Source organism: Stenotrophomonas sp. YIM B06876, assembly GCF_030711595.1.
Lineage (GTDB): Bacteria > Pseudomonadota > Gammaproteobacteria > Xanthomonadales > Xanthomonadaceae > Stenotrophomonas.
In genome coordinates this window covers 1-1,858 of the sequence record NZ_JAUJUJ010000151.1, presented here as the reverse complement: position 1 = coordinate 1,858, position 1,858 = coordinate 1, and the positions used below count along the sequence as shown (strand labels likewise).

Genomic DNA, 1,858 nt, shown 5'->3' with positions numbered 1-1,858 from the left:
TAACCGCGCAGCAACGGCACCACGTTGTCGCTGCCATGCGCCCCGAAAGCCTGGTCTTTCAGGTGGCTCAATTGATCGCGCACCCGCGCTGCCTGCTCGAACTCGAGGTTGCGCGCATGCTCCAGCATCTGCTTCTCAAGCCGCTTGATTTCGCGCGCAACGTCTTTTTCCGACATGTCCTCGACCTTGGCCCGCTGCAGCGCTTCTTGCTCCAGGCGGTCGATCTCCTTGCCCGCCTTCTCGCTGTAGACACCGTCAATCAGGTCTCGTACCCGCTTGACAATGCTGCGCGGCGTAATCCCCTGTGCCTCGTTGTGTGCGATCTGCCGGGCGCGCCGGCGTTCCGTCTCGCCGATGGCTTTTTGCATCGAATCGGTGACGCGGTCGGCATACAGGATGGCCTTGCCGCTCAGATTGCGCGCCGCGCGCCCAATGGTCTGGATCAGGCTGCGCTCGGAGCGCAGGAAACCTTCCTTGTCCGCATCCAGGATGGCCACCAGCGACACCTCGGGAATGTCCAGGCCCTCGCGCAGCAGGTTGATGCCGACCAGCACGTCGAACGCCCCCAGGCGCAGGTCGCGGATGATTTCCACGCGCTCCACGGTGTCGACGTCGCTGTGCAAATAGCGCACCTTGACGCCGTTGTCGGTCAGGTAGTCGGTGAGCTGCTCGGCCATGCGCTTCGTCAAAGTGGTGATCAGCACGCGCTCGCCCAGGTCGGCGCGGATGCGGATTTCCTGCAGCACGTCGTCGACCTGGTGCGTGGCCGGGCGCACTTCGATCAGCGGATCGACCAGGCCGGTGGGCCGCACCAACTGCTCGACCACCTGGCTGGAATGCGTTTTTTCGTAGTCGGCCGGCGTGGCCGAGACGAACACCACCTGGCGCATGCGCCGCTCGAATTCCTCGAACTTGAGCGGCCGGTTGTCCAGCGCGCTCGGCAGCCGGAAGCCATATTCGACCAGCGTGGTCTTGCGCGAGCGGTCGCCGTTGTACATGGCGTTGAGCTGGCCGATCATCTGGTGGCTCTCGTCCAGGAACATAAGCGCATCCTTGGGCAGGTAGTCGGTCAGCGTGCTGGGCGGGTCGCCCGGCGCGCTGCCCGCAAGGTGGCGTGAATAGTTCTCGATGCCCTTGCAGTGCCCCACTTCGCTGAGCATCTCCAGGTCAAAGCGCGTGCGCTGCTCCAGCCGCTGCGCCTCCACCAGCTTGCCGTCGCCCACCAGTTGCTTGAGCCGTTCGGCCAGCTCGATCTTGATGGCCTCGACCGCCACCAGCACCTGGTCGCGCGGCGTGACGTAGTGGCTGCTTGGGTAGACGGTGAAGCGCGGAATGCTCTGGCGCACGCGCCCGGTGAGCGGGTCGAACAGCTGCAGGCTCTCGACCTCGTCGTCGAACAACTCGATGCGCAGCGCCAGCTCGGAGTGTTCGGCTGGAAACACATCGATGGTGTCGCCGCGCACGCGGAAGTTGCCGCGCGAAAAATCCATGTCGTTGCGCTGGTACTGCATGCGCACCAGCTGCGCAATCGTGTCGCGCTGGCCCATCTTGTCGCCTACGCGCAAGGTCATCACCATGCGGTGGTAGCTCTCGGGGTTGCCGATGCCGTAGATGGCCGACACCGTGGCCACGATCACCACGTCGCGCCGCTCCAGGATGCTCTTGGTGCACGACAGCCGCATCTGCTCGATGTGCTCGTTGATGGCGCTGTCCTTCTCGATGAACAGGTCGCGCTGCGGCACATAGGCCTCGGGCTGGTAGTAGTCGTAGTAGCTGACGAAGTATTCGACGGCGTTCTTCGGAAAGAACTCGCGGAACTCGGAATACAACTGCGCGGCCAGCGTCTTGTTGGGCGCGA

Annotated in this window: 1 protein-coding gene; it reads right to left on the bottom strand. The window is 63.9% G+C overall.

What is annotated here, in order from left to right; translation table 11 throughout:
* Positions 1 to 1,858 (bottom strand): excinuclease ABC subunit UvrB (uvrB, locus tag QZH66_RS15580; RefSeq protein WP_305806816.1); only part of this gene is annotated, 1,858 nt, incomplete at both ends.